The organism is Citrobacter sp. Cpo012 (assembly GCF_030333015.1).
Lineage (GTDB): Bacteria > Pseudomonadota > Gammaproteobacteria > Enterobacterales > Enterobacteriaceae > Citrobacter > Citrobacter portucalensis.
In genome coordinates, this window is sequence record NZ_JAOWGR010000043.1 from 171,784 (window position 1) to 193,667 (window position 21,884).

19 protein-coding genes are annotated in these 21,884 nt (G+C 53.3%); 14 read left to right on the forward strand and 5 right to left on the reverse strand.

The genetic code is table 11. The features are described from left to right. The first annotated feature begins 22 nt into the window (after positions 1–22). The 5 genes from dps (at position 23) to ybiO (ending at position 5,510) form a co-directional block, all read left to right on the forward strand. Complete coding sequence (gene dps, locus OGX90_RS20645; protein WP_003035253.1) at positions 23–526, forward strand: DNA starvation/stationary phase protection protein Dps; 504 nt, start codon at positions 23–25, stop codon at positions 524–526. Positions 527–891: 365 nt separating this feature from the next. Then, the gene (gene glnH, locus OGX90_RS20650) at positions 892–1,638 is read left to right on the forward strand and encodes a glutamine ABC transporter substrate-binding protein GlnH (RefSeq protein WP_048235778.1); all 747 of its coding nucleotides are present in this window, start codon (positions 892–894) and stop codon (positions 1,636–1,638) included. Between the two features lie 137 nt (positions 1,639–1,775). After that, positions 1,776–2,435, forward strand: a complete 660-nt coding sequence (gene glnP / locus OGX90_RS20655) for a glutamine ABC transporter permease GlnP (protein ID WP_003035248.1) — start codon at positions 1,776–1,778, stop codon at positions 2,433–2,435. Next, on the forward strand, positions 2,432–3,154 hold the full coding sequence (gene glnQ, locus OGX90_RS20660) for a glutamine ABC transporter ATP-binding protein GlnQ (RefSeq protein WP_003035246.1): 723 nt from the start codon (positions 2,432–2,434) through the stop codon (positions 3,152–3,154). The genes glnP and glnQ overlap by 4 nt, the downstream gene beginning before the upstream one ends. A 118-nt stretch (positions 3,155–3,272) precedes the next feature. Beyond that, positions 3,273–5,510 (forward strand): mechanosensitive channel protein, encoded by a 2,238-nt coding sequence (gene ybiO, locus OGX90_RS20665; protein WP_111465886.1) that lies wholly within the window; start codon positions 3,273–3,275, stop codon positions 5,508–5,510. On the opposite strand, the gene rlmF is transcribed toward ybiO, so the two are convergent. Continuing rightward, on the reverse strand, positions 5,507–6,433 hold the full coding sequence (gene rlmF, locus OGX90_RS20670; RefSeq protein WP_048226015.1) for a 23S rRNA (adenine(1618)-N(6))-methyltransferase RlmF: 927 nt from the start codon (positions 6,431–6,433) through the stop codon (positions 5,507–5,509). The two genes, ybiO and rlmF, sit on opposite strands and share 4 nt — an antisense overlap. A 210-nt stretch (positions 6,434–6,643) precedes the next feature. On the opposite strand from rlmF, the gene mcbA reads away from it, so the two are divergent. From mcbA to ybiJ, 5 genes are all read left to right on the forward strand, one after another. Next, positions 6,644–6,904, forward strand: coding sequence for a DUF1471 family periplasmic protein McbA (gene mcbA / locus OGX90_RS20675; protein WP_048235782.1), 261 nt, complete (start codon positions 6,644–6,646; stop codon positions 6,902–6,904). 290 nt (positions 6,905–7,194) lie between these two features. Further along, positions 7,195–9,480 (forward strand): catecholate siderophore receptor Fiu, encoded by a 2,286-nt coding sequence (locus tag OGX90_RS20680; protein ID WP_060683740.1) that lies wholly within the window; start codon positions 7,195–7,197, stop codon positions 9,478–9,480. A gap of 43 nt (positions 9,481–9,523) precedes the next feature. Next, complete coding sequence (ybiX, locus tag OGX90_RS20685; protein ID WP_048214623.1) at positions 9,524–10,201, forward strand: PKHD-type hydroxylase YbiX; 678 nt, start codon at positions 9,524–9,526, stop codon at positions 10,199–10,201. Between the two features lie 75 nt (positions 10,202–10,276). Continuing rightward, positions 10,277–10,543, forward strand: coding sequence for a DksA/TraR family C4-type zinc finger protein (locus tag OGX90_RS20690; protein ID WP_032942775.1), 267 nt, complete (start codon positions 10,277–10,279; stop codon positions 10,541–10,543). A 300-nt stretch (positions 10,544–10,843) separates the two neighbouring features. Continuing rightward, positions 10,844–11,104, forward strand: a complete 261-nt coding sequence (ybiJ, locus tag OGX90_RS20695) for a DUF1471 family protein YbiJ (RefSeq protein ID WP_003831561.1) — start codon at positions 10,844–10,846, stop codon at positions 11,102–11,104. A 97-nt stretch (positions 11,105–11,201) separates the two neighbouring features. Here ybiJ and OGX90_RS20700 read toward each other — a convergent pair whose 3' ends face one another. From OGX90_RS20700 to rhlE, 4 genes are all read right to left on the reverse strand, one after another. Next, entirely contained in the window at positions 11,202–12,287 is a 1,086-nt protein-coding gene (locus tag OGX90_RS20700) for a malate/lactate/ureidoglycolate dehydrogenase (RefSeq protein WP_032942773.1), read from the reverse strand. A 162-nt stretch (positions 12,288–12,449) separates the two neighbouring features. Next, entirely contained in the window at positions 12,450–13,418 is a 969-nt protein-coding gene (gene ybiB / locus OGX90_RS20705) for a DNA-binding protein YbiB (protein WP_048214626.1), read from the reverse strand. 29 nt (positions 13,419–13,447) lie between these two features. Then, positions 13,448–15,598, reverse strand: coding sequence for an ATP-dependent DNA helicase DinG (gene dinG / locus OGX90_RS20710; RefSeq protein WP_071445151.1), 2,151 nt, complete (start codon positions 15,596–15,598; stop codon positions 13,448–13,450). A 96-nt stretch (positions 15,599–15,694) separates the two neighbouring features. Continuing rightward, entirely contained in the window at positions 15,695–17,041 is a 1,347-nt protein-coding gene (gene rhlE, locus OGX90_RS20715; protein WP_060682506.1) for an ATP-dependent RNA helicase RhlE, read from the reverse strand. A gap of 221 nt (positions 17,042–17,262) precedes the next feature. On the opposite strand from rhlE, the gene cecR reads away from it, so the two are divergent. The 4 genes from cecR to OGX90_RS20735 are packed head-to-tail and all read left to right on the forward strand — an operon-like array spanning position 17,263 to position 21,787. Beyond that, complete coding sequence (gene cecR / locus OGX90_RS20720; RefSeq protein WP_048235794.1) at positions 17,263–17,940, forward strand: transcriptional regulator CecR; 678 nt, start codon at positions 17,263–17,265, stop codon at positions 17,938–17,940. Then, a complete protein-coding gene (hlyD, locus tag OGX90_RS20725; RefSeq protein ID WP_008784196.1) occupies positions 17,937–18,932 on the forward strand; it encodes a secretion protein HlyD in 996 nt (331 codons plus the stop codon). Before cecR ends, hlyD begins: the two co-directional genes overlap by 4 nt. After that, positions 18,925–20,661 carry an ATP-binding cassette domain-containing protein gene (locus OGX90_RS20730; protein ID WP_286624618.1) on the forward strand — a complete coding sequence of 579 codons (1,737 nt, stop codon included), beginning with the start codon at positions 18,925–18,927 and terminating at the stop codon, positions 20,659–20,661. Before hlyD ends, OGX90_RS20730 begins: the two co-directional genes overlap by 8 nt. Beyond that, positions 20,654–21,787: an ABC transporter permease gene (locus OGX90_RS20735; protein ID WP_003831545.1), complete on the forward strand. Its 1,134-nt coding sequence runs from the start codon at positions 20,654–20,656 to the stop codon at positions 21,785–21,787. The genes OGX90_RS20730 and OGX90_RS20735 overlap by 8 nt, the downstream gene beginning before the upstream one ends. Positions 21,788–21,884 lie beyond the last annotated feature (97 nt).

Genomic DNA, 21,884 nt, shown 5'->3' on the forward strand with positions numbered 1-21,884 from the left:
AATATCAAGAGGATATGAAAATATGAGTACCGCGAAACTGGTAAAAACAAAAGCATCCGCCCTCCTTTATACCCGCAACGATGTGTCTGATAGCGAAAAGAAAGCGACCGTAGAACTGCTGAATCAGCAAGTAATCCAGTTCATTGACCTGTCATTGATCACCAAACAGGCTCACTGGAACATGCGCGGTGCAAACTTCATTGCAGTACATGAAATGCTGGATGGCTTCCGTACAGCTCTGACCGATCACCTCGACACCATGGCTGAACGCGCCGTACAGTTGGGCGGTGTGGCACTGGGCACAACTCAGGTTATTAACAGCAAAACGCCTCTGAAAAGTTACCCGCTGGATATCCATAGCGTACAGGACCACTTAAAAGAGCTGGCCGAACGTTATGCCGTAGTTGCAAACAGCGTACGTAAAGCTATCAGCGAAGCAAAAGACGAAGATACCGCGGATATCTTTACCGCAGCTTCTCGCGACCTCGATAAATTCCTGTGGTTTATCGAAGCCAACATTGAGTAACAGCAGACATAAGAATTACCTATATAACCCTCGCTCCGGCGGGGGTTTTGCACATCTATGGTGCATAACATTGATCATTCGTCACTCCAAAGTAAATTATTTGTAATAATCACCTCACACAATCGTTAACGAAAGATTGTTTTATCAACAATTTTTACGCTAAATAGTCATACCGTTTGCACCGTGACTGGTTCGCACCAAATAAGTGCCCCAAAACAGTGCAGATTATTCGCTATGCCCTACTTATTGTGCAGAGAAACGAGACACCCTCTTGTTAAAACAATGAGTTGCAAAATTGGCACGATTTTTTCATTAAGCCATATGTTCTCGCAGGGGATCGCCCCGTGGATATAAAAGGAAATCCTATGAAGTCTGTATTAAAAGTTTCACTGGCTGCACTTACCCTGGCTTTTGCGGTGTCCTCCCATGCCGCAGATAAGAAACTGGTTGTCGCAACCGACACCGCGTTTGTACCGTTCGAATTCAAACAGGGTGACAAATACGTTGGTTTTGATGTGGATCTGTGGGCTGCCGTGGCCAAAGAACTGAAGCTGGATTATGAACTGAAACCGATGGATTTCAGCGGCATCATCCCGGCTCTGCAAACCAAAAATATCGACCTGGCACTGGCAGGTATCACCATCACCGAAGAGCGTAAAAAAGCGATCGACTTCTCCGACGGCTACTACAAAAGCGGTCTGTTAGTGATGGTGAAAGCGAATAACAACGACGTCAAAAGCGTAAAAGATCTGGATGGTAAAGTCGTTGCAGTTAAGAGCGGCACCGGTTCCGTTGATTACGCGAAAGCGAATATCAAAACCAAAGACCTGCGTCAGTTCCCGAATATCGATAACGCATATATGGAACTGGGCACCAACCGCGCAGACGCTGTACTGCACGACACACCAAACATTCTTTACTTCATCAAAACAGCAGGCAATGGTCAGTTCAAAGCTGTAGGCGAATCGCTGGAAGCCCAGCAGTACGGTATCGCCTTCCCGAAAGGCAGCGACGACCTGCGTGAGAAAGTGAACGGCGCACTGAAAACGCTGAAAGAAAACGGTACTTACAACGAAATCTACAAAAAATGGTTCGGTACTGAACCTAAATAATAACCGGCAGCGTTGCCCGGTAGCGTGATGCTTACCGGGCCTACGCCTGGATTTTTGAGACCTGTAGGCCGGATAAGCACAGCACATCCGGCAAAACGGGCATTTGAATATTTACACCACGGTAACAGGAACGACATATGCAGTTTGACTGGAGTGCCATCTGGCCCGCCATCCCGCTTTTGATTGAAGGCGCCAAAATGACCCTGTGGATCTCGGTCCTCGGTCTGGCTGGCGGTCTGATAATCGGACTTGCAGCAGGGTTTGCGCGCACTTTCGGCGGTTGGATCGCCAACCACGTAGCGCTGGTGTTTATCGAAGTCATTCGCGGTACGCCAATCGTTGTGCAGGTAATGTTTATTTACTTCGCTCTGCCAATGGCATTTAACGATTTACGCATTGACCCCTTTAGCGCCGCCGTTGTCACCATCATGATCAACTCCGGGGCCTATATTGCGGAAATCACCCGCGGTGCGGTGCTCTCAATCCATAAAGGGTTCAGCGAAGCCGGTTTGGCGCTTGGACTTTCACGCACAGAGACTATCCGCCACGTTATTTTACCCCTCGCACTGCGTCGTATGCTGCCGCCGCTGGGCAACCAGTGGATCATCAGCATTAAAGATACCTCGCTGTTTATTGTCATTGGCGTCGCTGAACTGACCCGTCAGGGCCAGGAAATCATTGCCGGTAACTTCCGCGCACTGGAAATCTGGAGCGCCGTTGCGGTGTTCTATCTGATCATTACGCTGGTGCTGAGCTTCATTCTGCGTCGTCTGGAAAGAAGGATGAAAATCCTGTGATTGAATTTAAAAACGTTTCTAAGCACTTTGGTCCAACCCAGGTGCTGCACAATATTGACCTGAACATTCAGCAGGGTGAAGTCGTGGTGATTATCGGGCCGTCAGGATCCGGTAAATCTACCCTGCTGCGCTGCATTAACAAGCTGGAAGAGATAACCTCCGGCGATCTGATCGTCGATGGTCTGAAAGTAAACGATCCGAAGGTAGACGAGCGCTTAATCCGTCAGGAAGCCGGAATGGTATTTCAGCAGTTCTACCTGTTCCCACATCTGACGGCACTAGAAAACGTCATGTTCGGACCGCAGCGCGTACGCGGGGCGAATAAAGAACAGGCCGAGAAACTGGCGAAAGAGCTGCTGGCAAAAGTGGGTCTGGCCGAACGTGCACATCACTACCCTTCTGAACTGTCCGGCGGTCAACAACAGCGTGTGGCTATCGCCCGTGCGCTGGCAGTAAAACCGAAAATGATGCTATTTGATGAGCCAACCTCAGCACTCGACCCGGAACTGCGCCATGAAGTTCTGAAAGTTATGCAGGACCTGGCGGAAGAAGGGATGACCATGGTGATTGTGACCCACGAAATTGGCTTTGCCGAAAAAGTGGCTTCACGCCTGATTTTCATTGATAAGGGACGAATTGCCGAAGACGGTAATCCGCAGGCCCTGATTGAAAATCCACCCAGCCAACGCTTACAGGAATTCTTGCAGCACGTTTCCTGATAGCTCAACCTCCCTTCGCCCGAAGGGAGGTTTTTCACCAGAATCCTCTCATTTCAATTCCCTCCCGCCCTGACATCTATACTTATCCTTTTGAATTTATTTTCTCATGGGAGGAGTCATGCGCTGGATCCTGTTCATCTTTGTTTGTCTGTTGAGTCTTCCGACTCAGGCAGTGACGATACCTGGCGTCACCACGCCAACGTCAACCAACGCACAAACCGCCCCAGCAAAGGAGCCAGATGTTGAACAGAAGAAAGCGGCTTACGGCGCACTGGCTGATGTGCTGGAAAATGACACCTCGCGGAAAGAACTGATCGATCAGTTACGCAAAGTGGCGACAACTCCTCCAGCCGAACCGGTGCCAACCATTGTCCCACCCACGTTAACGGAAGAAAAAACGGTGCTGGAAAACGTCACCGATGTCACCCGACACTACGGTGAGGCGCTCTCCAGCCGCTTTGCCCAGCTTTATCGCAATATTACCGATGCACCGCACAAGACCTTTAACCCGCAAACGTTCACCAATGCCCTGACTCATTTTTTAATGCTGGCGGCGTCAGTGTTCGGGTTTTACTGGCTGATCCGCCTGTGCGCGCTGCCGCTGTATCGCAAAATGGGGCAATGGGCGCGGCGGAAAAACCGCGAACGCAGCAACTGGCTGCAGCTTCCGGCGATGATCGTCGGCGCATTCATTATTGATTTGCTTCTGCTGGCGCTGACATTGTTTGTCGGGCAGATACTGAGCGACAGAATGAACGCCGGCAGTCGCACCATCGCCTTTCAGCAAAGCCTGTTTCTCAATGCCTTTGCCCTGATTGAATTCTTCAAAGCCATTCTGCGTCTGATATTTTGCCCAACGGTGGCCGAACTGCGCCCGTTTAACATTCAGGATGCCGGTGCGCGCTACTGGAATCGGCGTTTGAGTTCATTAAGCAGTTTGATTGGTTACGGGCTTATAGTTGCCGTTCCCATTATCTCCAATCAGGTCAATGTGCAGGTCGGCGCGATGGCCAACGTCATCATCATGCTGTGTATCACGCTATGGGCGCTGTACCTGATTTTCAGAAATAAGAAAGAGATAACGCTGCATTTACAGAATCTGGCAGAAAGATCGTTAGCTTTTTTCAGCCTGTTTATCCGCGCCTTTGCATTGGTATGGCACTGGCTGGCCAGCGCCTACTTCATTGTGCTGTTTTTCTTTTCGCTGTTTGATCCGGGCAACAGCCTGAAATTCATGATGGGCGCTACGCTGCGCAGCCTGGTAATCATTGGAATTGCCGCCTTTGTTTCCGGCATGTTTTCCCGCTGGATAGCCAAAACTATTACCCTTTCGCCACACACCCAGCGCAGCTATCCGGAACTCCAAAAGCGGCTGAATGGCTGGCTGTCGACGGCGTTAAGCGTGGCCAGGATCCTGACGGTGTGCGTTGCGGTGATGCTGCTATTGAATGCCTGGGGACTGTTCGACTTCTGGAACTGGCTGCATTACGGCGCAGGAGAAAAAACGGTGGATATTCTGATCCGTATCGCGCTGATTTTATTCTTCTCCGCCATCGGCTGGACGATCCTTGCCAGCCTGATTGAAAATCGTCTGGCCTCCGATATCCACGGCCGTCCGCTACCCAGCGCTCGTACCCGCACCCTGTTGACGCTGTTTCGCAACGCGCTGGCGGTGATCATCAGCACGATCACCATCATGATTGTGCTGTCGGAAATTGGCGTTAATATCGCCCCATTGCTGGCCGGGGCCGGGGCGCTGGGGCTGGCAATCTCTTTCGGCTCGCAAACGCTGGTAAAAGATATTATTACCGGGATTTTTATTCAGTTTGAAAATGGCATGAACACCGGCGACCTGGTGACCATCGGTCCACTCACCGGTACGGTTGAACGAATGTCCATTCGTTCTGTGGGCGTGCGTCAGGACACCGGGGCGTACCATATCATTCCCTGGTCATCGATTACGACCTTCGCCAACTTTGTGCGTGGAATTGGATCGGTCGTCGCCAATTACGACGTAGACCGCCATGAGGATGCGGATAAAGCAAATCAGGCGTTGAAAGACGCGGTTGCTGCGGTGATGGAAAAAGATGATATTCGCGGGTTGATTATCGGCGAGCCGTCGTTTGCCGGGATTGTAGGATTAACCAATACGGCATTCACGCTACGGGTCTCGTTTACCACCTTGCCGCTGAAGCAGTGGACGGTACGTTTTGCGCTCGACAGCCAGGTGAAGAAATACTTCGATCTGGCAAACATACGCGCCCCGGTACAGACGTATCAAGTGTTACCTGCACCAGGGAATGGCCCTGCGTCGGCGGCAAGCGAACCGCTACCGCCAACCGAGCCAACGCTTTAGCGTTTACGCGCCATAAAACGACGACGCTGATCGTTATCCATAAAGGTCCAGGCAATAAAGCGGCTCTGCTTTTGTCCCTGGGCCATCTCTTTCTTGACCACTTTCACCGCGCCCGCATCCGTTAATGCATGATACAGCGGAGGCAAGTTCTCACCGCGCGACACCAGCGTGGTGAACCACATCACCTGGCGACCAAAGGCCTGGCTTTCAGCAATCATTTTCTTGATGAACGCCACTTCACCGCCTTCACACCACAGCTCCTGCTGCTGTCCGCCAAAGTTCAGCGCATCGTCTTTGTCCTGTCCCAGATTACGGCGTTTGCGCTCGCTTCCGGCACGGGCTGATGCCGCAGAATCATGAAATGGCGGGTTGCACAATGTGGCTTCATACTGCTCATTTTTGTGAATGATGCCGTTGAAGATTGCCGTTGCATCTTTCTGGCGACGCAGACGAATAGCACGGGTTAATCCCGGATTGGCGTTGACGATCGCCTGAGCGCTGTTAAACGCTTCGCTACTGGTTTCACTACCCGTGAATCGCCAGCCATATTCATGCACGCCGATCAGTGGATAAATACAGTTTGCCCCCACTCCCACGTCCAGCACGCTCGCATTTGCCGGAATGGTTCCGCTGGTTTCACCCAACAGGTCGGCCAAATGGTGTATGTAGTCAGCACGACCAGGCACCGGCGGGCACAGAAAACCATCTGGAATATCCCAGTTTTTTACCGCATAAAAATGCGCCAGCAGTGCTTTATTGAGCGCCTTTACTGCCTGCGGATTCGCGAAATCAACACTCTGCTCACCGCCGGGCGTGAGGGTGAGAAATTGCGTCAGCTCGGGCGTAACCTGGCATAAAGTCGCAAGATCATAACGGCCATTGTGGCGGTTGCGTGGGTGTAATCCCGGTTTCTGGGCAGACATAGCATTCTCCTTTTAACAGCGGCGTAAGATACCCGCATAACGCCACGCGGTAAACACACACAACAAGGAAATTTGATTTTTTACACCTGTTTGATGCCTTGCTGATTGTTCAAAAAACAGACAGTTCATCACCAATTTTTTGCGGTAAATGTCATCCGCTGACGACCTAAACTTATCAGGCACACCTGTTGTTTTTCAGAGGACATCACCATGAAGAAATGCCTCACATTACTTGCTGCTACCGTACTTTCCGGCATGACATTTGCCTCCTTTGCTGCACAGCCCAACACTAGCCCTGCAACCGGTCAGCTACATGCTTCCGGCACCGTATCCGCTACCGGCGCCTCTAATCTGAGCGACCTGGAAGACAAGCTGGCGGAGAAAGCGAAAGAGCAAGGCGCAAAAGGCTTTGTCGTTAATTCTGCAGGCGGTAAAAATCAGATGTACGGCACCGCAACCATCTATAAGTAACCCCTTCTCAGCCCAACTGCATTCATCCCGAATGCAGTTTTCTGCGCGCTGTTCACTTCATTGCAGTTCAATTTGTAATCAATATGTTGGCATTTTGAATCCAATGTAAATAAATGTATTTATTTTTGAATTAATGAATGCTAAAACGTCGCACTGATTAGTAATGCTTATCAAAATCATTATCAATTACACATTCATTTCCGCGAGGCCTGCAGGGTATAACATCCATAGAGATGTCCCTTCGCGCGAGTGAAACCGTCCACTCAAAAAATAATAAGTCACTCATTAACATGGATAAAAATCGCAACTTGCCGTCCAGTAGCTTTCACTCACTGACTTTTTTTGCCGGTCTGTGCATTGGCCTGTCCCCTATAGCTCAGGCTGTCGCTGCGGACGACCAGGATAAAAAACAAGAAGACACTCTGATCGTTGAAGCGGCCAAACCTTCGCTGTACGCCCCAACACAGTCTGCCGACCCTAAATTCTCCCGTCCGGTGGCGGATACAACCCGCACCATGACGGTGATTTCTGAGCAGGTGATTAAGGATCAAGGCGCAACAAATCTGACCGACGCGCTGAAAAACGTCCCGGGCGTTGGCGCATTTTTCGCCGGTGAGAACGGTAACTCCAGCACCGGTGACGCGGTTTACATGCGTGGTGCGGATACCTCGAACAGTATTTATATCGACGGTATCCGTGATATTGGCAGCGTCACGCGCGACACCTTCAATACCGAACAGGTGGAAGTAATCAAAGGTCCTTCCGGTACCGACTATGGACGTAGCGCACCGACTGGCTCTATCAATATGATCAGCAAACAGCCACGCACCGACTCAGGAATCGATGCATCGGCCAGCGTCGGTAGCGCCTGGTTCCGCCGTGGTACGCTGGACATTAACCAGGTCATCGGCGAGACCACCGCCGCACGTTTAAACCTGATGGGTGAAAAAACGCATGATGCTGGTCGCGATAATGTTAAGAATGAACGTTACGGTGTGGCCCCCTCTCTCGCTTTTGGCTTAGGGACTGAGAACCGACTGTACCTGAACTATCTGCATGTCACCCAACACAACACACCGGATGGCGGCATCCCTACCATTGGCCTGCCGGGATACTCCGCACCTTCTGCGGGGACTTCTGCACTGAATCATTCAGGCAAAGTGGACACGCATAATTTCTACGGTACCAACTCGGATTATGACGATTCGACAACCGATACCGCGACGATGCGTTTTGAACATGACCTGAACGACAGCACCACTATTCGCAACACCACCCGCTGGTCGCGCATTAAACAGGATTATCTGATGACGGCGGTGATGGGCGGCGCGTCTAACATCACCCAACCCACCAGCAGCGTCGACAGCTGGACCTGGTCACGCCTGGCAAATACCAAGGATGTCAGCAATAAGATCTTGACCAACCAGACCAACCTGACCTCAACGTTCTACACGGGCTCCATCGGTCACGACATCAGCACCGGCGTGGAGCTGACGCGCGAAACACAAACCAACTATGGCGTGGCGCCGATCACCCCACCACCGGTGAATATCTATCACCCCGACAGCAATGTGAATATCGGCGGATTATCTCGTAACGGCGCCAACGCTAACGGGCAAACAGACACCTTCGGTGTATACGCTTTTGATACGCTACAAATTACCCGTGAATTCGAGCTGAACGGTGGTATTCGCCTCGACAATTACCGGACTGAATATGACAGCGCCACCGCTTGCGGCGCTTCCGGTCGCGGCGCAGTCGCGTGCCCGACAGGCGTGGCTAAAGGTTCCCCGGTCACCACTGTAGATACTGCCAAATCAGGCAATCTGGTGAACTGGAAAGCTGGCGCGCTGTATCACCTGACCGATAACGGTAACGTGTACATCAACTATGCCGTTTCTCAGCAACCGCCGGGCGGCAGCAACTTTGCTCTTGCTCAGGGCGGCAGCGGTAACAGTGCGAACCGTACCGATTTCAAACCGCAGAAAGCGAAAACCAGCGAGATCGGCACCAAATGGGAGGTGCTGGATAAGCGCCTGCTGTTAACCGCCGCGATTTTCCGCACAGATATTGAGAATGAAGTTGAGCAGAACGACGACGGTACCTATTCCCAGTACGGAGAGAAACGCGTTGAAGGCTACGAGCTCTCGGTAGCAGGTAACATCACTCCCGCATGGCAGATTATTGGGGGTTACACCCAGCAACGCGCGACCATCCACAGCGGTAAAAACGTTGCTCAAGATGGATCCTCTTCCCTGCCATATACACCGGAACATGCATTCACGCTGTGGAACCAGTATCAGGCTACCGATGATATCTCCGTTGGCGCAGGCGCTCGCTACGTGGGCAGTATGCATCGCGGTTCCGACGGTGCGGTGGGTACGCCATCCTACACTGAAGGTTACTGGGTCGCTGACGCCAAACTGGGCTATCGCGTGAATCGCAATCTCGATTTCCAGCTAAACGTCTATAACCTGTTCGACACCGATTATGTATCTTCCATAAACAAGAGTGGATACCGCTATCATCCGGGCGAGCCAAGAACTTTCCTGCTCACCGCCAATATGCATTTCTAATCCATCGCGTGGGGCGTAAGCCCCACTTTCAGGAGAAACACTGATGATGTACCACATTCCCGGCGTTCTGTCGGCGCAGGATGTAGCCTGGTTTCGCGAACAACTGGACGCTGCCGACTGGGTTGATGGCCGCGCAACCACCGGCGCTCAGGGGGCGCAGGTTAAAAACAACCAGCAGGTGAATACGCAAAGTGAACGCTACGGCGTTTTACAACAGGCGGTACAGACTGCGGTAAATAACAGCGCGCTTTTCTTCGCCGCAGCACTACCGAAAACGCTCTCCACACCGCTGTTTAATCGCTACCAGGACAACGAGACCTACGGTTTTCACGTTGACGGTGCGGTGCGTAGCCATCCGCAAAACGGCTGGATGCGCACAGACCTTTCCGCAACTTTATTCCTGAGTAACCCGAATGATTATGAAGGGGGAGAACTGCTGGTCAATGATACTTACGGCCAGCATGCGGTGAAGCTTCCGGCAGGCGATCTGGTGCTTTACCCTTCCAGCAGCCTACATTGCGTTACGCCAGTGACCCATGGCGTTCGTGTGGCGTCTTTTATGTGGATACAGTCGATGGTCCGTGACGACAAAAATCGCGCCATGCTTTTTGAACTGGATAAAAACATTCAATCCCTGAAGGCTCGCCATGGGGAGAGCAGCGAGATCCTGTCATTACTCAATCTCTACCATAACCTGCTGCGCGAATGGTCTGAAATCTGATACTGCTGGCGCGTGGTCGTTTTTCAACCATCACCTTCGCTATACTTAGTCTGTAGACATCAGCAGGAGGTACACATGGCATCCGGATGGGCAAATGACGACGCGGTTAACGAACAGATCAACAATACTATTGAAGATGCTGTTGCCCGCGCTCGCGGTGAGTTACCGACGGGGGAAAGTCTGTATGAATGCGAAGAATGCGGCAATCCTATCCCTCAGGCCAGACGTGAGGCCGTGCCAGGGGTACGCTTATGCATCACCTGCCAACAGGATAAAGATTCACATAACTCAGCATTTTCAGGATATAATCGCAGGGGTTCGAAAGACAGCCAGCTACGTTGACTTATCTTTACCAAAAGTTTCAGCGCATACGATTTCCTTTACGAGCACGCTTTTTTGCACCCTGTGTAGCAAAATGTGCCGTTGTCGCCTTCTCTGTAAAGCGCAATGACAAGAACTGTAAATCCCTTACTCGAATTTATTAATATTCAATAAGTTATTTGTCATTCAATTTTTTTGATTGATGTCGTCAATTCTATTCGATTTTCTCTCACCAAAAAAAACGTGATACTTATCACATCGACGGAACAACGTCTTCTTAAAGAACACTGACTAACAGAACAACCCTGCGAGAGATTAATCATGAAAAATATCAAATTTGCTGTTGCTGCCATCGCCCTGTCCACCCTGTCATTTGGCGTTTTCGCTGCCGAGCCGGTTTCCTCTACTCAGGCGCAAAACATGAACAAAATTGGTGTGGTATCTGCTGACGGCGCCACTACGCTGGACGGCCTGGAAGCCAAACTGGCTGAGAAAGCGAATGCTGCTGGCGCAACTGGGTACAGCATCACTTCCGCTATCGGCAAAGACAAAATGAGCGGCACCGCGGTTATCTATAAATAACCGAAAGATTACCTGTACGACCCAATGCTCCAACCCTCATTGACCCTGTTTGTTACCCTTTGTTTGCCCGTCCGCCACTGGACGGGCTTTTTTTTGCCTATTGTTTCAGCCGTTGGCAGAATTCCTGCAACACGGCGTCTGGCATCCCAATTTGCAGTGCCGCCTCACAAATCGCTTGCCAACTTCCGGCATCCAGCGGAATACCGTGTTCCAGCCGTTCCTCGCGAGTGTTCACCTCCCACTCCCCAGGCAACAGGATCGGGGCATCTTCAGCATGCGGGGACGCTTTCACCCACTCAGCAAATGCCGCGACCTGGTTGTCGCAGTCCGGCGCGCCGAACAGTTGTGGATTCATAATGATGGTGGTCATACAGTTAATGATGGCGTCCGCGCTGGTCTGCAGGCTCTCTTCATGTGTGGTTTTACCGCCAGAAAGCGCACCGCCCATAATTTCGCACATCGCCGCCAGCGCATACCCCTTGTGCTCGGCAAAGGTCAGCAACGACCCCAGCGGAGAAACCTGCATTACCGCAGGATCGGTAGTGGGAACACCCGCCACATCAATCAGGCATCCTGGAGCCACCGGCTCGCCCTTATGCCATGCCACACGGGTTTTGCCAAACGCGATGGCGCTGGTTGCATAGTCCAGCAACAGTGGGAAGGTATTTTTACGCGGGAATACGACGCAGAAAGGATTGGTGCCAAAACGGCTATCGCGCCCATGAAACGGTGCGACCATCGGGATCCCCACCACATTCACAAAATGCACCGAGACAAAACCTACCGCCGCACATTGCTCCGCCCAGTAGCCAATACGGCCGATATGGTGCGAATTATGTAATGCCACGGCGGCGATTCCGTACTGACGCGCTTTTTCGATTCCAAGCGTGATTGCCTCGTGCGCCGCCACCTGACCAAACGCGCAGTCGCCGTCAAGCGTAATCACCGCCCCCGCATCTTTTACCACTTTGGCATGACGGTTGATCTGCAGATGCCCCTGCGAGAATGAACGAATATAGCTTGGGATCATACCGATGCCATGGGAGTCGTGACCGGCGAGGTTAGAGGCTATCAGATGGTCGGCCACCAGCCGCGCCTCCTGATCATTGCTTCCCATCTGATGAAAAACGGCCTGGATAAAGGCGTGCAGCGTTGGCACATGGAAGCGATGTCCACTGTTCATTGTTATCTCCTGTTGTGTCGCGTGTTTGTTGTGTTTCTTATTTTTCAACAAACTATGCTGCGCCACGGTGCGCTGGAGGTCAATAAACGTGCAGAAATTTCACATTGCCGAAAAGAGAGAACCGACGGGCCAGGCAACAGGCCCGTCGGGATAACAAATGGTTTAGAAACTTTGCTCGACGCGGGCAAGTCCTTCAGCCAGTGAGGCGGACTCACCGGTTGCCACCAGGCAGCAGGCCATCTGGATTTTCAACGATGCCGGAACAGGCTCACTGCCAGCCAGACAACGCTCAATCCAGCGCGCGGTGGTTTCCGGATCTTTTGCTACCGGTAGCGGTACCGGCTCGTCAGGCATCTCGCTCTGTCGGTCTTGTAGCACTCGCACACCGGATGAATCTATCAGGCTTATCTGCGGGCAGCGCTGCGGGTTGGCATACACTTCGCCCTCGGTACCATGCATCAACAAGCCGCGCCCACCGATATCGCCGAAGAACTTCGCCACGCGCGAAACATATTCCGGGTGGGACACGCTGGAAAGACGCAGCGCGGCATCTTCAGCAAACGGCGTGGCTAATTTAGCCAGCGTGTGCGCACTGTTACGCACCCCCATGCGCCAGCGCATCGCCAGCTGTTTCTCCAGCGGAGGGCACAGCGCGCTCACCGGGATGAACACCGGCTCATGACCATCCAGCTTTGCCTGCGCCTGCCCGGCATGCAGCGTTGGCGTAATCCCCATAAGTTCGAAAATGGTTTCAGTCAGTACGCGGGTTGGATCCTCGCTGACGCCGTGCACCACCACCGGAAAACCGAGTTTATGCAGTAAAATCGCCAGCAGCGGAGTCAAATTCGCCTGCTTGCGCGCGCCATTGTAGCTGGGAATGACAATCGGCATGGGTTTGGTTACCGGCGGAGTCAGGCGAATGGTGTGGTTTTGCATCGCTTCGTAAAAGCCCAGCATCTCCGCTTCACCTTCGCCCTTGATACGTAGCGCAATCAGTACCCCGCCCATCTCAAGGTCAGGTACGTCGCCGTTCATCATATGGGTATACAGTCCGCGAGCAGTATCCTTATCCAGGTCACGCGCGTGATTTTTTCCTCGCCCAATCTCTTTAATGATTTTGCGGTAATCCATCGATAACTCCTTGCCTGTTGCTCGCATCGTTAACGCCGACGGCGGCGCGTGGGTTTCGCTTTTTCTTTTGGTTTTACTATAACGTCTGGCACAGCAGGTTGCTCTATCGGAAATATGGGTAACGCGTTCAGTAAACGCTTGCCATAGCTTTTGGTCAATAAACGCTTGTCATAAATAACCACTTCTCCCCAGCAGCCATGGCTACGGATGAGTCGCCCAACCTGCTGGATCAAATTGAACGACGCCGCAGGCAGGCTCTGCACCTCGAAGGGGTAGCGGTTCAGGCTTTTCAACCACTCGCCCTCGGTGATCACCACCGGGCTGTCGATAGGCGGAAAAGCAATTTTGTGAATATGCACCTGAGTCAGCAGGTCGCCTTTCAAGTCCAGACCTTCAGCAAAAGATTGCAGCCCAACCAGCACACTGCGCTCGCCGTTGGTCACCCGTTTGCGGTGCAACTCCACCAGACGGTAGCGCGGCTGATCGCCCTGCACCAGCAACAGCAGGCGCAGATCGGTAACATGCTCAAGAAAACGCTGCATCGCGCGACCGCTGGCAAAGAGTACCAGCATGCCCTGATGCTTTTTACTCTCCAGCTGTTCGCGAAAATAGGCGGCCATTTCCGCGATATGCTGCTCTTCGTTATCAATTAACGGTTCGTAGCGCATCTGCGGAATGACGATTTTGCCCTGTTCAACGTGATTAAACGGTGAATCCAGCGCGACAAACCTGTCCCCTGCTTTTTCTTTCAGACCGCTCATCTCCTGCAAACGCGAGAAGCTGTTGAGCGAGCGCAGCGTTGCGGAAGTGACAATAATATGCGGGACGCTACGCCACAGCAGTCGTTCGAGCTGATCGCTCACACGGATCCCCACGCAGTGGAACCAGACGTGGATCTGCCCGTCACGCACCTCGCGCGTCGCCCATTTACTCACCGGTGCGCCTGACGACTGCGCGAGCGATGCCAGCCGCCACAGTTTGCTTTGCGCCTCAAACATGCCCAGCGCCCGGTTCATCTGCAAAATAACCCGATGCAGACGCACGATATCGTGAGTGCCGGTTTTTTCGCTGAGATCGTTGAGGAACAGTTCCGCCAGACCGCGCAGCATTTCTGTTAGCTTTGCCAGACGCTGACAAATCTCCATCACTTCCGTAGGCAATTCGCCCATCGCGAAGCGGTGTTCTGCCTCCTGGGTAGCGGGCATATACAGATTAAGAATGTTATTGAGCGATGAAATCAGCTCATACAGTTCCTCACAGTGACCGTTCAGACGCTCGGCATTTGCCAGTGGCGGCGTGGTCTTCGGGCGAAACTGCTCCAGGCAGGTAGCCACTAATTTGCAAAATAGATCCAACTGAAGTCGATACCAGGGGGCGCTGATTTCTGCGCTCATCTCCAGCGCATCGCGCGCGACATCCGGCAAATGGTGGCCTTCATCAAGTACCAGCAGTAGGTTTTTCGGCTCCGGCAAAACGGCTTCGCTTTCCATGGCCGCCATTACCAGCGCATGATTAGCCACGACCACTTCAGCTTCCTGAATCTCCCGGCGGGCGACAAAAAAAGGGCATTCACGATAGTAGTGACAGTTGCGATTCAGACAGCTGGCTTTATCGGTGCTCAGACGCTGCCAGAGTCCATCGTCGATAGCAATATCGGTGTGGTCGCGCAGCCCGTCCCACTTGTAGCTGTCGAGATCGCCTTTTAGCCTGGCACAGCGCTTTTGTTCTTCCTGGTTGTTGGGCGTCAGGTCATCGTCGAGAAAAGCCAGCAGATCCTGCTGATTGGGTTCAGTGCTGGCCAGCGCTGCTAAGTTACGCGGGCAGACATAGCGTCCGCGACCAAACGCAGCGGTAAAACGCAGGTCGGGGATAATTTTGCGCAGCAACGGTAAATCTTTGCTGTAGATCTGGTCCTGCAAAGCGACGTTGGCGGTACTGACCACCAGCGTTTTTTGTTCTTCACGCGCGATGGCAATACCGGGAATCAGATACGACAGGGTTTTCCCCACTCCGGTCGGTGCTTCAATCGCCAGATGCCGCCCTTCTTCCCCGGAGAGCGTTTTCGCGACGTCAGCAATCATCTGCCGCTGCGGCGCACGGGGGATAAAGTCGGGGATCTGTTCCTGAAGCGCCTTATACCAGGCGGCGATTTGCGCTTTTAACGCAGCCGTTAGTGCCATGAGAAAACCTGAAGTACTGTATAAACAGCCACTATTGTGGCACTTTCTATCCCGTGTCGCAAAAAGAAAAGCCCGACCTTTCGGCCGGGCTCGCAATTACTGCGCTGCAGACGGTTTGCGCGGACGGCGCGGTGGACGAGGTTTATCACCTGCCGGTTTGCCTTCGCCATTACGCGGCTTCGCTTTTGGCGCTCCGCCATCCTGACGACGCGGCTGCTGTCCACGCCCTGCTCCGCCCTGCCCGCGACCACCGCCGCCGCCACGCTGCTGACGACCGTTCTGGATCGGCTCAGCTTTAATGGACGGGTCTGGCTCATAGCCTGGCGTTGCAATACGCGGGATCTCTTTTTTCAGCAACTTCTCGATGTCACGCAACAGCTTGTGTTCATCGACGCACACCAGAGACAACGCTTCGCCGGTAGCGGCCGCACGACCGGTACGACCAATGCGGTGCACGTAGTCTTCCGGGACGTTTGGCAGCTCGTAGTTCACCACGTGCGGTAACTCTTCAATGTCCAGACCTCGCGCGGCAATGTCGGTCGCTACCAGCACGCGAATATCACCGGATTTAAAATCAGCCAGCGCACGCGTACGCGCACCCTGAGATTTATTACCGTGGATAGCCGCACTGCGGATGCCGTCTTTATTCAGCTGCTCTGCCAGATGGTTCGCGCCATGTTTGGTACGGGTAAACACCAGCACCTGCTGCCAGTTGCCCTGACCAATCATCTGCGACAGTAGTTCGCGTTTACGTTTTTTATCAACGAAATGAACGTGCTGAGTAACCTGCTCTGACGCGGTATTACGACGCGCCACTTCGATTTCCAGCGGGTTGTGCAACAGTTTTTCGGCCAGCGATTTAATGTCATCAGAGAACGTTGCCGAGAACAGCAGGTTCTGACGTTTTGCCGGCAGTTTTGCCAGAACGCGACGAATATCGTGAATAAAGCCCATATCCAGCATGCGGTCAGCTTCATCCAGTACCAGGATCTCAACCTGATCCAGTTTCACCGCATTCTGGTGTTCCAGATCGAGCAAACGACCCGGAGTGGCAATCAGCACATCTACGCCGCCACGCAGCTTCATCATCTGCGGGTTAATGCTGACGCCGCCGAAGACCACCAGCGAGCGAATATTCAGATACTTACTGTAATCACGGACGTTTTCGCCAATCTGGGCCGCCAGTTCGCGGGTTGGCGTGAGGATCAGCGCACGAACCGGACGACGGCTTTTACCATGCGGCTGATTGGTGATCAGGTGCTGCAACAGCGGCAAGGTAAAACCTGCCGTTTTCCCCGTACCGGTCTGGGCGCTGGCCATCAGATCGCGGCCTTCCAGCACGGCAGGAATAGCCTGCTGCTGAATAGGGGTAGGTTCACGGTAACCCTGCTCGGCAACGGCACGTAAAATTTCAGGGTTTAAACCAAGGGAATCAAAAGACATAACAACTCCGAACCGCCCTGACCGTTACCGGTGTCGTTTTCAGGGAGATACATACAATAGAGATGACAAAAACCACAATGTCATGAAGGGGCGGAGTGTAGCAGTTTTTGTGATGTGCCGCATAAATTATCCCTTCACTGGAAAATAACGCTCCGGACTGGACAAGGCTGCACATCAGTCATAATCTTAATCAATCGATTGATTAAGATCAGAGTCGTGCCATGAATACACCCACCATGACAACCAAAGGTGAACAGGCGAAGAACCAGCTCATTGCCGCCGCATTGGCGCAATTCGGTGAGTATGGTCTGCACGCCACGACGCGCGATATCGCTGCACAGGCCGGGCAAAACATTGCGGCTATCACCTACTATTTTGGCTCAAAAGAGGATTTATATCTCGCCTGCGCCCAGTGGATTGCGGATTTTATCGGTGCACAGTTTCGCCCGCACGCTGAAGAGGCCGAGCGTTTATTCGCCCAGCCTAAGCCGGACCGTGGCGCGATGCGCGAACTGATCCTGCGCGCCTGCAAAAATATGATCATGCTGTTAACTCAGGACGACACCGTTAACCTGAGCAAATTTATCTCGCGCGAACAGCTTTCCCCCACCGCGGCTTATCAACTGGTGCACGACCAGGTTATCAATCCGCTGCATACACATCTGACGCGCCTGATTGCCGCCTATACGGGCGGCGATGCCAATGATACCCAAATGATTCTGCACACCCACGCCATACTCGGCGAGGTGCTGGCTTTTCGTCTGGGGAAAGAAACCATTCTGTTGCGTACGGGCTGGTCACAATTTGATGAGGATAAAACCGCTCTGATTGACCAAACGATCACCTGTCACATCGATCTTATTCTGCAAGGTTTAACGCAAAGGAGTCTGGAGTCATGAAAAAACCTGTCGTTCTCGGGCTGGTTATCGCGGCCCTCGTTGCCGTGATTGCCGGTGGAACGTGGTGGTATCAAAGTCGGCAAGATAATGGTTTAACACTGTACGGCAATGTCGATATCCGTAGCGTCAACCTGAGTTTTCGTGTCGGCGGCAGGCTGGCCTCGCTGGCGGTTGACGAAGGCGATGCGATTACCGCCGGCCAAGTGCTGGGTGAACTGGACCGCGCACCGTATGAAAACGCATTGATGCAGGCAAAAGCCAATGTAGCCGCCGCACAGGCGCAATACGATCTGATGCTGGCAGGGTATCGCGAAGAAGAGATCGCGCAAACCGCGGCGGCAGTCAAGCAGGCGCAGGCCGCCTATGATTACGCGCAGAACTTTTACAATCGGCAGGTCGGATTGTGGAAAAGCCGCACCATTTCAGCCAACGATCTGGAAAACGCCCGTTCATCTCGCGATCAGGCGTTAGCTTCGCTGAAATCCGCGCAGGATAAACTCACGCAATATCGCAGCGGTAATCGTGTGCAGGACATCGAGCAGGCAAAAGCCACGCTCGAACAAGCTCAGGCCGAGCTGGCACAGGCAGAGCTTAATTTGCATGACACCACGCTGACCTCGCCGTCTGACGGCACGCTTCTCACCCGTGCAGTTGAACCCGGCAGCATGCTGAACGAAGGGGGCACGGTACTGACGCTGTCGCTCACGCGTCCGGTTTGGGTTCGTGCTTACGTTGACGAACGAAATCTGAGCCAGGCGCAGCCAGGACGTGAGATCCTGCTCTATACCGATGGCCGCCCGGACAAACCGTATCACGGCAAAATCGGCTTCGTTTCTCCTACCGCCGAATTTACCCCGAAAACGGTCGAGACTCCTGACCTGCGTACCGACCTGGTTTATCGCCTGCGAATTGTGGTGACCGACGCGGACGATGCGCTGCGTCAGGGAATGCCGGTAACGATAAAGTTTGGCGATGAGGCACGGCATGAATGACGCCGTCATTACGCTTAAAGGGCTGACGAAAAACTTTGCCGGAATGGAAAAACCGGCCGTCGCCCCGCTCGACTGTACCGTTCATGCAGGCTACGTGACCGGGCTTGTCGGGCCGGACGGCGCGGGCAAAACTACGTTGATGCGAATGCTGGCGGGATTATTAAAACCTGATGCCGGAAGTGCTGAAGTGATTGGTTTTGACCCCATCAAAGACGACAGCGCACTACATGCGGTGCTGGGCTATATGCCGCAGAAATTTGGTCTGTACGAAGATTTAACCGTCATGGAGAACCTCAATCTCTATGCCGACTTACGCAGCGTCACCGGTGAAGCGCGAGAAAAAACCTTTGCCCGACTCCTGGAATTCACCTCGCTGGGACCATTTACCGGACGACTGGCTGGCAAGCTTTCCGGTGGCATGAAACAGAAGCTCGGGCTTGCCTGTACGCTGGTTGGCGAACCTAAAGTGTTGCTGCTGGATGAGCCAGGCGTGGGTGTCGACCCTATTTCCCGTCGCGAACTGTGGCAAATGGTCCACGAGCTGGCCGGGGACGGCATGCTGATCCTCTGGAGTACGTCGTATCTGGATGAAGCAGAGCAATGCCGTGATGTGCTGCTGATGAACGAAGGTGAGCTGTTATACCAAGGCGATCCTACTCAGCTTACGCAAACCATGGCGGGTCGCAGCTTCCTGATGAGCAGTCCGCAGGAAAACAACCGCCGACTGCTGCAACGCGCGTTAAAGCTGCTGCTGGTCAGCGACGGAATGATTCAGGGGAAATCCGTCCGTTTAATCCTGAAAAAAGAGGCTACGGCTCAGCAGATCCAAAACGCTGACGGCATGCCGGAGATAACCATCAACGAAACAGCCCCCCGCTTCGAAGATGCCTTTATCGATTTACTCGGCGGAGCCGGAACATCGGAGTCCCCACTGGGCACTATCCTGCATACCGTGGAAGGCACGCCTGGCGAAACGGTGATCGAAGCCAAAGCGCTGACCAAGAAATTTGGCGATTTTGCCGCTACCGACCACGTAGACTTTGCCGTGCAGCGCGGCGAGATTTTTGGTCTGTTAGGACCCAACGGCGCTGGCAAATCCACCACCTTTAAAATGATGTGCGGCCTGCTGGTCCCCACTTCCGGCAAAGCGCTGGTGCTGGATATGGACCTGAAAGTCAGCTCCGGTAAAGCGCGTCAGCATCTGGGCTATATGGCGCAGAAATTCTCCCTGTACGGTAACCTGACGGTTGAACAGAATCTGCGCTTTTTCTCCGGCGTCTACGGCCTGCGCGGTCGGGCGCAGAAAGAGAAAATCGATCGTATGAGCGAGGCATTTGGCCTGAAGAGTATCGCATCCCACGCCACCGATGAACTGCCGCTGGGATTTAAGCAGCGTCTGGCGCTGGCCTGCTCGCTGATGCATGAACCCGACATTCTGTTCCTTGATGAACCCACTTCCGGGGTCGATCCCCTCACCCGTCGTGAGTTCTGGTTGCATATCAATAGCATGGTGGAAAAAGGCGTCACGGTGATGGTGACCACCCACTTTATGGATGAGGCAGAATACTGCGATCGCATCGGGCTGGTGTATCGCGGCAAACTGATTGCCAGCGGTACGCCAGACGACCTGAAGGCTCAGGCTGCCGACAGCGACACGCCGGACCCGACCATGGAACAGGCGTTCATCACGCTAATCAATGACTGGGATAAGGAGCATACGCATGAGTAACTCCGCTCTCTCCTGGCGTCGCGTCCGCGCGCTGTGCGTGAAAGAGACGCGCCAGATCGTCCGCGATCCCAGCAGTTGGCTGATTGCTGTGGTGATCCCGCTGCTGCTGCTGTTTATCTTCGGCTATGGGATCAACCTCGACTCCAGCAAGCTGCGGGTAGGGATTTTGCTCGAACAGCAGAGTGAAGAGGCGCTGGATTTTACCCATACCATGACCGGTTCGCCGTATATTGACGCCACCATCAGCGATAATCGCCAGGAACTGATTGAGAAAATGCAGGCCGGGCGCATTCGCGGTCTGGTGGTGATCCCAGTGGATTTTGCCCAGCAGATGGCGCGACCTAACGATGTCGCCCCGATCCAGGTGATCACCGACGGCAGCGAACCGAATACCGCCAACTTTGTGCAGGGTTATGTCGAAGGCATCTGGCAAATCTGGCAGCAACAGCGGGCAGAAGATCGTGGGGAATCGTTCAAACCTTTGATCGACGTACAAACCCGCTACTGGTTTAACCCGGCGGCCATCAGCCAGCACTTTATTATTCCCGGAGCGGTAACCATCATCATGACGGTGATTGGCGCCATCCTCACCTCATTAGTGGTGGCGCGCGAATGGGAGCGCGGCACCATGGAAGCGCTGCTGTCGACAGAAGTCACCCGCGTCGAACTCCTACTGTGCAAACTGATCCCGTATTACTTTCTGGGCATGCTGGCGATGCTGCTGTGTATGCTGGTGTCGGTGTTTATTCTTGGCGTGCCCTACCGCGGCTCGTTGCTGATCCTGTTTTTCATTACCAGCCTGTTTCTGCTCAGTACACTCGGTATGGGGTTGCTTATTTCCACCATCACCCGCAACCAGTTTAACGCCGCGCAGGTCGCTCTGAACGCCGCCTTCCTGCCCTCGATTATGCTGTCGGGTTTTATCTTCCAGATAGACAGCATGCCCGCGATCATCCGGGCGGTAACCTACATTATTCCGGCACGTTATTTCGTCAGTACCCTGCAAAGCCTGTTTCTGGCGGGAAATATTCCGGTGGTGCTGATTATCAACGTGCTGTTTTTAATCGCTTCGGCGGTGATGTTTATCGGCCTGACGTGGCTTAAAACCAAACGTCGGCTGGATTAAATTCGTGTATGGATAATTGTAGCCGTAGGCCGGATAAGGCGTTCACGTCGCCATCCGGCATTATGCCTGATGCGCTTAGCTTATCAGGCCTACAAAC

What these genes read in the sequence shown, in the direction of transcription:
- dps (WP_003035253.1), top strand. Translation starts at nt 23, where the DNA reads ATGAGTACCGCGAAACTGGTAAAAACAAAAGCATCCGCCCTCCTTTAT.
- glnH (WP_048235778.1), top strand. Translation starts at nt 892, where the DNA reads ATGAAGTCTGTATTAAAAGTTTCACTGGCTGCACTTACCCTGGCTTTT.
- glnP (WP_003035248.1), top strand. Translation starts at nt 1,776, where the DNA reads ATGCAGTTTGACTGGAGTGCCATCTGGCCCGCCATCCCGCTTTTGATT.
- ybiO (WP_111465886.1), top strand. Translation starts at nt 3,273, where the DNA reads ATGCGCTGGATCCTGTTCATCTTTGTTTGTCTGTTGAGTCTTCCGACT.
- rlmF (WP_048226015.1), bottom strand. Translation starts at nt 6,433, where the DNA reads ATGTCTGCCCAGAAACCGGGATTACACCCACGCAACCGCCACAATGGC.
- mcbA (WP_048235782.1), top strand. Translation starts at nt 6,644, where the DNA reads ATGAAGAAATGCCTCACATTACTTGCTGCTACCGTACTTTCCGGCATG.
- OGX90_RS20680 (WP_060683740.1), top strand. Translation starts at nt 7,195, where the DNA reads ATGGATAAAAATCGCAACTTGCCGTCCAGTAGCTTTCACTCACTGACT.
- ybiX (WP_048214623.1), top strand. Translation starts at nt 9,524, where the DNA reads ATGATGTACCACATTCCCGGCGTTCTGTCGGCGCAGGATGTAGCCTGG.
- OGX90_RS20690 (WP_032942775.1), top strand. Translation starts at nt 10,277, where the DNA reads ATGGCATCCGGATGGGCAAATGACGACGCGGTTAACGAACAGATCAAC.
- ybiJ (WP_003831561.1), top strand. Translation starts at nt 10,844, where the DNA reads ATGAAAAATATCAAATTTGCTGTTGCTGCCATCGCCCTGTCCACCCTG.
- OGX90_RS20700 (WP_032942773.1), bottom strand. Translation starts at nt 12,287, where the DNA reads ATGAACAGTGGACATCGCTTCCATGTGCCAACGCTGCACGCCTTTATC.
- ybiB (WP_048214626.1), bottom strand. Translation starts at nt 13,418, where the DNA reads ATGGATTACCGCAAAATCATTAAAGAGATTGGGCGAGGAAAAAATCAC.
- dinG (WP_071445151.1), bottom strand. Translation starts at nt 15,598, where the DNA reads ATGGCACTAACGGCTGCGTTAAAAGCGCAAATCGCCGCCTGGTATAAG.
- rhlE (WP_060682506.1), bottom strand. Translation starts at nt 17,041, where the DNA reads ATGTCTTTTGATTCCCTTGGTTTAAACCCTGAAATTTTACGTGCCGTT.
- cecR (WP_048235794.1), top strand. Translation starts at nt 17,263, where the DNA reads ATGAATACACCCACCATGACAACCAAAGGTGAACAGGCGAAGAACCAG.
- hlyD (WP_008784196.1), top strand. Translation starts at nt 17,937, where the DNA reads ATGAAAAAACCTGTCGTTCTCGGGCTGGTTATCGCGGCCCTCGTTGCC.
- OGX90_RS20730 (WP_286624618.1), top strand. Translation starts at nt 18,925, where the DNA reads ATGAATGACGCCGTCATTACGCTTAAAGGGCTGACGAAAAACTTTGCC.
- OGX90_RS20735 (WP_003831545.1), top strand. Translation starts at nt 20,654, where the DNA reads ATGAGTAACTCCGCTCTCTCCTGGCGTCGCGTCCGCGCGCTGTGCGTG.